The following is an 8,706-nucleotide window of genomic DNA, read 5'->3' as shown; positions in this document are numbered from 1 at the left end:
AAAAGACTCCAAACTTTAATTTTAAACACAAAAAAACCAATATCGTTTGATATTGGTTTTTTTGTGATCCCACTGGTATAGAACTCGAATTCTTTATGAGAAGATTTACGAAGATTGAACCAATTGAAGGAAGTCTATATCAACATGATTTAAATCAAGACAAAGTTAAGAGCAAAGGGATTAAGCTCTAAACCGTTGGGTGCTGGTTGTCATCTGTTCCTGTAAGTACATTATTGTTCTCTCTGTTTATTATTCCACATCGCCGAAGCTCCTAATGAAATAAGTGAACAAATTAATAACGTTACAGTCATAGGGATTATTGAATTATTTTGTATCAGTCCAATAATTGTTAATATAATAAATGTTACAGCCAATTGAATAAAACCGAAAATAGCAGATGCTTTACCACTGTCATTACGAAAAGGCTCTAACGCAAGGTCAGCTGTCGCAGGAAGCAAAATCCCCAATAGGAACAAATAAAGAAATATGAATACTAATATGACTATAATAGGAAATTGAAGCCAAACAGAAACAACTGATAATAAAGCGAATAAGACTTGTAATGCTGATACATATTTTACGATTAAATGGTTATTAAAATACTTAATCAGATAATTTATAGAATATGACCCCATTACGATTCCCAAAGAAATTGCGCCAAAAATCAAACTATATTCTGTTCCTGTAAACCCTCCTTTTTCCATAATCAGGAAAGGAGAATTTGAAATAAAAACCAATAACCCACCATATACCATACTCGCAACAATTGTATAAAGTACAAATTGCCTATTTAAAAAAAACAATTGGTACTTGCTTTTTGGGACTCCTTTGATTTCAATGTTATTATTTGAGTGTGTTTCTGGTAAAAAGAAAATAACCAACAACAATATTATAAGTCCAATTACCCCCATTGCAATAAAATTGCTATGCCACGTTCCAATTTGTAGTAGAGCATTTCCGATACTAGGTGCAACAATAGGGGTCACGCCCATTATCAAGGCTAATAGAGAAAAAACTTTTATCGTTTTAGTTCTATCAAAAACATCTGTTACAATAGCTCTGGCAACAACAACTCCTGCAGAACCAGCAAATGCCTGTAGAAATCGGATTAGCCAAAACATTTCGATGTTTTTTACACTTATAATAAATATTGATAAAATAATGTAAATAGAAAGGCCAGCAATTATAGGAAGTTTTCTTCCGAACCTATCAGCCAACACTCCCCAAACTAATTGCCCTACTGCAAATCCGCCTAAAAATGTAGAAAGAGAAATTTGAACTTTACCAATATCTACTTTTAAGTCTTCTGAAATTGCTTTAAAAGCAGGTAAATATAAGTCTACACTTAAAATCTCTATGGCTGTCAACAATGCCAATATGACTGTAATTGTTACTTCTTTTTTAGACAATTTAAATTGTTTTATATTTCCCATTTTTTGCAATAAATCCTTATCCTGTTCTAGTTTTATATTCTTCATTTTTTGATTTTTTGTTCTTAAAATAATTCTGCTCGTAAAAAAACGCCGAAACTATGCTGGTTACTATTAAAAGTACCACCGTAAACATCGTAGTTGTAACCTAAACCAAACTGAAAGTTTTGATAGGTTACACCAGTTCTTAGGTTTACATAGCTTCTTTCGAGAAAGTCTTGTTTAATGTTGCGGTTGTACATCGCTTGTCCTCTTATGTAAAACCCCCAGTTTTTAGTAAACATGGGTCTATATTCTGCAAGGCCAAATGCTTCGAAATTATAGTTTCGTGCTAAATCAAATCTTGGGAGGGCAATTATCAGAAAGTCTTTGTTTGCAAACAAGTACTGTATTCCTGCTGTGGGTGAAAATCCTCCATAATTATCTATGAAAGCACCTGTGTTTAAGGAGAAGCCTTTCCAAATATCAAAGGAAATTAATGCTAAAGACATTAACTCGTTTTTGGCTTGGTCAGCGGTATCGTATTTGCCAGTAAATTGAGTTACATTAAAAAAACCAAGTCGTGAGTCAGGTTTGAAATATTTGCTTACAATTAATTGAAACGACACTCCATTATTTCCTGCAAAAACTTCAACAGGAACAGGCGATAAGGATATTTGTGGGAGTTCAGTTTTTAAACTGTCTTTTGTTTGTGCTATAACAGTTGCAGAGAGAAAACACAATGCTGCAAATAATAAGATTTTTAATTTCATATTTTTTCTGTCTTAAATTCGAGTACAAAATTACTTGGTATTCGATTTAACAGAAAGGACGGCAAAGGCAATTACTCGGACAAATCAATCATTTTGCGAAATTCAGTAGGTGAGAAACCAGTATGCTTTTTGAAAAATCTACCAAAATAGGACGGGTCTTCAAAACCAATTTGAAAGGCGATTTCACTAAAAGACATTTTATTTTTCCGTATTAATACTTTGGCTTCTAACAATAGCATTTCATCAATTAGCTGTGAAGCCGATTTGCCCAAAATAGCTTTTACAGACTTGTTTAGATGACTTGGAGATACGTTTAGTTCTTGAGCATAGAAAGATACGGATTTTTGTTTTGATACATTAAGATTTAAAAGTCGTTTAAATTTTAATGTTACCCGTTCGGGTGCTGTAAATTGTTTGCTTTGGCTAAAATCTGCCGATTTTTTTATTTCGGCAAGAAATGTTGCTAAGTACAATTTAATCAATTCAGTGTTTTGTGGATTGACGTTTAATGCTTCCATTCGTTTTAAAAGAACAATCAGATTTTGCATTTCATTTTCATCAAAATGAATGACAGGTTTAGCTAACCAATCGGAAATATCAATATTGGTATGGCTTAAAAAATTGTCGGAAAAATGCAGCCAAAAACCTGACGCATTTTTAGAAATTTCAGATGTAGCAGTAATATGGCCTGCTGGGACTAAGAGAATGGAATTATTAGAGATAGTGTAATTATCGAGTCCTGCACTTTTAATAGCTTTTCCATTGGTAATGATAAGAAGCGAATTAGCGGTATTGCGGTATAGTGGCTGTGGTAATTTTAGTTTGTAATTTGGAGCAGAAAGGTCGTGAATAAAAAAGTCGTTAAAATTTTCTGTTTCAAACAAAGAATTGTCATCGTACGACATCAATGTTTGTCTAAATTCTTCTGCTTGTAATGTTGGTATGTTGTTGGAACTTTTCAATTTAGAAATGCGTAATATTTTCTTCAAATTTAGTGTTAAAATTTAACTAACTACTGATAATCTGATGGAGAGATGGATAGACTATAATGATTTCCAAGAAGTAAAGAAATTGACTAGAGGTAGGATTGAGAGATTGGAGAAGCAATTGAATAACTTAGCTTCGGTAGGTTATGAAAACGGGAATATTGAAGAAAAAAGGAAAAAAATAAGTTTTGCGATAACACTATGCATCAGAATACCAGAAAATTACAAGGAAAAAAAATGGGGTAAATCTATCGTTTTGGATTTGTCTCAAGGAGTGATTCCGCTGGGATTGGCTAAGACCCGCACTGACCCTCGCGAGCTTCACAGAGTTCGAACCCGGGCTCTCATCCCACTGAAAACAAAAAAGCTTCACTTTTCAGTGAAGCTTTTTTTTGTGACCGCGAAGGGATTCGAACCCCCAACCCTCAGAGCCGAAATCTGATATTCTATCCAGTTGAACTACGCAGCCTTTTTTCAGTATTTGAGTGATGAATCTTTAAGTTATTGAGAAATTATTTCAGTCAAATACTCAATTACTCACAACGCAATTACTCTAAAAACTAATTTTAACTCCTCCCAAAATCTGCGCTCCCAAAACTTTATAACCTTTGTAAGTTTGATACTGGGTGTTGAGTAAATTATTTCCGAGTGCGAAAATAGTGAAATTTTTGTGAACTTTGTACTCTGCCGACAAATTTAAATCAGCAAATCCGCCAACTTTATCATTTGTATTTTCTGTTGAAACAAAAATGTTGGGATTAATTCCGCTATTATTCGTCTCAAATGAATTGGTCGTCATATCTGAACCGAAAATCATTTTGGCACCAAGATTCAATTTCTTGTCGAGCATTGAATATTTTCCGCCCAAACTTGCTTTGACCAAAGGTTTATTATAAATATCTTTATTATTATCTAAATTATATTTTGCGAAATTCAATTCCGCATCTAAAGCCAGGTTCGCTAATGGAAAATATTGCACACTCGCTTTTGCCTCACTCACCGTTCCATTGTCGTAAACGGAAGAAAAAGTATTCGCAAAATCATACGCCGGACGATTATAATCAACATCATTATTAAATAAATCGTTGGCTTTGAAGAATAAAATATCATTCATTTTTCCAAATCCTGCATTGAAATCATATTTGATGTTTTGATCGATATCACCACGCAAACCGAAGTAAAATTTATATTTCGTTTCCGTCGCACGCAATTCCTGATCTGAAACCAAATAAGGATTTTGTTCTAATAAATCGGCGTAGGAATTCAATTTCAAACCACCATCAATTCCTGCATAAAACTTGAATTCATCGGCTGCCGCGAACTGTAATTCTGCTTTTGGAAACCAATATGTTTTATTGTTTTTTATTTGTTCAGCCAAAATTAAATTTGAATTTTTCGCATTCAAAAATGAAAAATCCGAACCAATCATTAAATACGAATTTCCTTTAAAGAAAGTCATTTTCGGCGCCAAAGTCGCATTCAAAAACTGAGAAGAATTTTTATCTAATAAATCAAAATCTGTTTTTACAGTTTCTAAATTCAATCCCAAATCTGCATTGAAAGTTACCTCATCCATTTTAGGAAGTGCTACTCCATGTTTAGATAAATTCAATAAAAGTGCTGCCTGATTTTCCTTTGCACCAAAATGATCGCTCAAAAAAGAAGACTTCATGCGAACATCATTCAGAATATCATTTGAATAAAAATCGTAGTAACCATTTACTTTAATCCGATTGGTTTTCTGTTGCAAATCAAGATTCGTAGAACTTGGCGTGAAAGCATAAATTCCGTAATAATTATAATCATTCAAGCCATAATCAGCGTTCACACTGAATTTTCCTTTTTCTCCGTAAGAATTAAGAAATAAACCAACGTTTGCTGTACTTTGGCTGGAATCCCAATCATAAACTTTTTTCAAACCGTTGGTAGAAAGGAAATGCACATCTCCTCCTACTTCCATTCCGTTTTCTAATTTGGTAGCAATCGTTCCATCTGCCAAAATCTTTCCATAATTCCCCATTCCGAGTTGGAAATAATTGTTCTGATATTCTGCATCGAACTTCGGCGAAATGTCTTCGCCTTGGATAATCGAAGTTTTAAAATCTGAAGAAGCCGGAACATCCGTAATATTATAAGTCGGCGGATTCGCAGATTTTGCTTCGGGTGGATAATTTTTTTCTGCTTCGACAGAGGTTTTCTTCTTCTCGATTTTCTTTACTTCCGGTTCCCGTTTGCGATCCAAAACCAGTTTTTCTTCTTTAATTTGAGAAAACGCAAATTGCGAAATTCCTAAAAATAACAGGGATAATATTTGAATTCGTTTGTTCATTAATTTAATTTTTTGCGTTTGATTTATTACGCTCAATGGGCTTCATCCATTGCTATTGATTTCACCACTTCGTGGTTTATCGGATTTTTTTACTTTTTAATTTGTTTCTTTAAATCCTTTGCTTCTGTCACAATTTCCGGGAAATCGCCATAATTGGCGATAATTTGATCGGCAGTGTAACTCGCTTGGTAATTATCTTTCAACCCGATGTAATTTTTCACCATCAAAACCAAAGATTTCGCACCCCAATATTCTTCAGAAGCATAGTTATTTGCCAATTTGAAAATGGTTTCGTTCGATGATTTAAAGGCTTTTCCTTTGTTTTGATAAAACGCTTTTGCGTACAAAGCTTCTGCCGCAACTTCGGTGTTCGACGATTTTTCTAAAACCGTATAAGCCGTTTTTGCTTCAGTATCTTTTCCGTTATTCATTAAACTTCGGGCTTTGATGACTTTCGCCAATTCATTTACCGAAGCGGAATTTTTAGGATTTTGCAAAACCAAATCAGCTAAAGTTTCTGCTTTTTTGAAATCTTTCTCATCCGCATAAATTTTCATTAATTCTACATTCGCGAAGTTTTTCACGTTTGCGTTGGTAGAATTTGAAAGCGATACCAAATATTTTTTCGCTTCATTGCTGTTGTTCTGAGCGATATAAATTTGGGCAATTCTCGTTTGCGCATCTTCCTGATAATCGTTTTGAACGTTCGCAACATCCTGCAAAACTAAAAGTGCTTTCGCCGAATTCTGCGTCTGAAAATAACTTTCTCCCAATTCATATTGCGCTTGATAAAGTCCTTCTCCGGTTGGATTTTGCGTTAAATATTTTTCGAAAAGTGGAATGGCTTTCTGGTATTCTTTGCTTGCGTAATAATTTTTGGCAGCGTTCAGATTAATTTCTTCAATTTCCGTGGATTCGATTCTTACCCCAATACTTTGAGCGAAATTTTGGTAACCAGCAATATCATTATTTTTAATAAAAATCGGTCGGGCTGCCTGAACAATTTTACTTGCAAAAGCGGTATTTTTATATTGATTTCCAAGCGATTTCAATTCAGATAAAGCTTTAGAATCTTCATTTTGATCGATATAATTTTGGGCACGATAAATCTGAGCATTTGCTACCAAATCTTTATCAGTACTGGTTTTAATAACCTGACCGAAATAATCATTGGAGTTTTTGAAATCATCATTTGCCGCATAAGCTGTTCCGATTTCATATTGTGCGTCATCGAAATACTCTGAATTTTTATACTGAGTCAGTAATTTTTTCAATTCAGTGATTTTTGCGGTTGTATCGCCTTTAAAACCAAGTGCCATCGCTTTTTGGAATAAAGTATAATCATCAGCATTTTCGGTTTTGTCGTAAATCGCGATTGCTTCGTTCAGATCATTATTTGCATAAAAAGTATCTGCCAATCGAAGTTCTGCATCATTTTTAAATTCCGGTTTCGGATCTTTTAAATACGCTGTAAAATATTGTTTCGCTTTGTCGAATTTTTTAGATTTAAAATAAGCATAACCCAAATCGTAATTCAGTTGCTGTTTTTCGGGGAAATTTTCTGTTTGAAGTTTCTCAAAACGCGCAATCGCCGAAGGATAATTTCCTTTCTGATAATAAGTTTGCGCCAACCAATACAAGGCTCTGGAATTAAATTCTTTATTAATATTAAACTCTAAACTTCGCAAGAAATATTTTTCCGCAGCGTCTAAATTCCCTTTATTAAATTCTTCCGTTCCCAGTAAATAGGAAACTTCCTGATCTACTTTATTGGTTTCTGGTGTGGAATTCGGCATTTTATCAATCGCAGCCAAAGTTCCTTTGTAATCACCGGAATACAGATAAGATTTCACCAAAAGCGATTTCATTTCTGTGATTTCAGGACTTTTCGGATATTTCGTGATATAACTTTGAATTACATTTGAAGCTGATTCAAAAGGATTTCCAATTTCGTAACTCAACTTAGCATATTGTAAATGAGCGAGTTGCTGCACTTTCGGATCATAAGTCATTTGATAAGCAGAACGAAACGCAGAAAGCGCTTCCTGTTTTTTACCGACTTCTAAATAAGCGTTTCCAAGCTGATAATAAGCGTTTTGCGAGGTTGCCGAATTGCTGTTGAGCAATTGGTTGTAGTAAGAAACTGCTTCATCATACTTTTTCAGATGCGCAGAAACGAATCCCATTTCATACAAATCGCTTTCAGAAGGAGTTCCTTTGCTTTCCAAATAAATTTTCAAATGCGGATAAGCGGAATTGTAATCGCCTTTCATGAAATAACTTTCGCCAATCATCTTATGAACTTCCGCTTTATAATCAGCAGAAATATTTTCGTTGAGCAACGCATTTCCTTCTACAATTGCTTTATCATACTCTTTATTATTAAAGTATAACTGCACATAATACGGTTTTACAACTCTTGCATATTTCTCGTTATCTTTAATCTGGTCGAAATAGGTAAATGCTTTATCATTCTGTCCATCAGCATAATACAAATGACCGAGCATATAACCAATATCATTTTTATCGGAACCTTCAGACGTTCTATAAGCTTCATCTAAAGCTTCAATTGCCCCGTTGGAATCTCCGGTCATGAATTTCGCATAACCGAGTTTCATGATATACTGGGTGTTTTCTTCTTTTGAAAGTTGGTATTGATTTACTTTTTTCAAAGTTTCAAGAGCTTTATCAAAATCTTTTTGAGCCAAATAAAAATCGGCCAAAGGTAAATTGGCCTGCGCAAAATAAGCAGAATTCGGATATTGCTTGATGAATGCATCCAAACCTTGTTCCGCATGATTCTCACGCAAAATAACGCCGATTACATTATCAAAAAATTGGGCTGCTTCTTTTTTAGAATTCGAAAGATTTTCGTTATAAAAATACTGTCGCGCATATTCAAATTGAGAAGCGCTATAAATTTTATTCTGGTAAAGATTTTCTGCGAGGTTGAAACGGTAATTTTCGCGGTCGCTGAAGTATTGAGATTGTTGTGCCTCGGATAAGCCGAAATAGAAAATTGCCGTTGCAATTAAGATTTTTTTTGAATTCATTTAATCCTGATTTTCGGAGGGTTTTTGGAAACTTAGCTTTTCCACATTTAATCAACGAAAATAAAGAAAAGTTATTGTTTATACAAGTTTATTTGTTTGTTGTGGATATGTGGATAACGTGGAATTTTAGAGAAAAGAACAAAGATAATAGATAGT

5 protein-coding genes and 1 tRNA gene are annotated in these 8,706 nt (G+C 34.1%); all 6 read right to left on the bottom strand.

The window, feature by feature from the left end; translation table 11 throughout:
- Positions 1-230: 230 nt before the first annotated feature.
- On the bottom strand, positions 231-1,478 hold the full coding sequence (locus WBY99_RS03885) for a multidrug effflux MFS transporter (RefSeq protein ID WP_423975021.1): 1,248 nt from the start codon (positions 1,476-1,478) through the stop codon (positions 231-233).
- Between the two features lie 17 nt (positions 1,479-1,495).
- Entirely contained in the window at positions 1,496-2,182 is a 687-nt protein-coding gene (locus tag WBY99_RS03880; protein WP_423975020.1) for a hypothetical protein, read from the bottom strand.
- A gap of 71 nt (positions 2,183-2,253) precedes the next feature.
- On the bottom strand, positions 2,254-3,171 hold the full coding sequence (locus WBY99_RS03875; RefSeq protein ID WP_423975019.1) for a helix-turn-helix domain-containing protein: 918 nt from the start codon (positions 3,169-3,171) through the stop codon (positions 2,254-2,256).
- A gap of 392 nt (positions 3,172-3,563) precedes the next feature.
- Positions 3,564-3,637, bottom strand: a tRNA-Arg gene (locus tag WBY99_RS03870).
- An 84-nt stretch (positions 3,638-3,721) separates the two neighbouring features.
- The gene (locus WBY99_RS03865) at positions 3,722-5,497 is read right to left on the bottom strand and encodes a TonB-dependent receptor (RefSeq protein ID WP_423975018.1); all 1,776 of its coding nucleotides are present in this window, start codon (positions 5,495-5,497) and stop codon (positions 3,722-3,724) included.
- 89 nt (positions 5,498-5,586) lie between these two features.
- A complete protein-coding gene (locus tag WBY99_RS03860) occupies positions 5,587-8,550 on the bottom strand; it encodes a tetratricopeptide repeat protein (protein WP_423975017.1) in 2,964 nt (987 codons plus the stop codon).
- Positions 8,551-8,706 lie beyond the last annotated feature (156 nt).

The organism is Kaistella sp. (assembly GCF_049588135.1).
Taxonomy (GTDB): domain Bacteria; phylum Bacteroidota; class Bacteroidia; order Flavobacteriales; family Weeksellaceae; genus Kaistella.
Note: the sequence above shows the minus strand (reverse complement) of the source record. Positions and strands in the feature narration are given on the sequence as shown.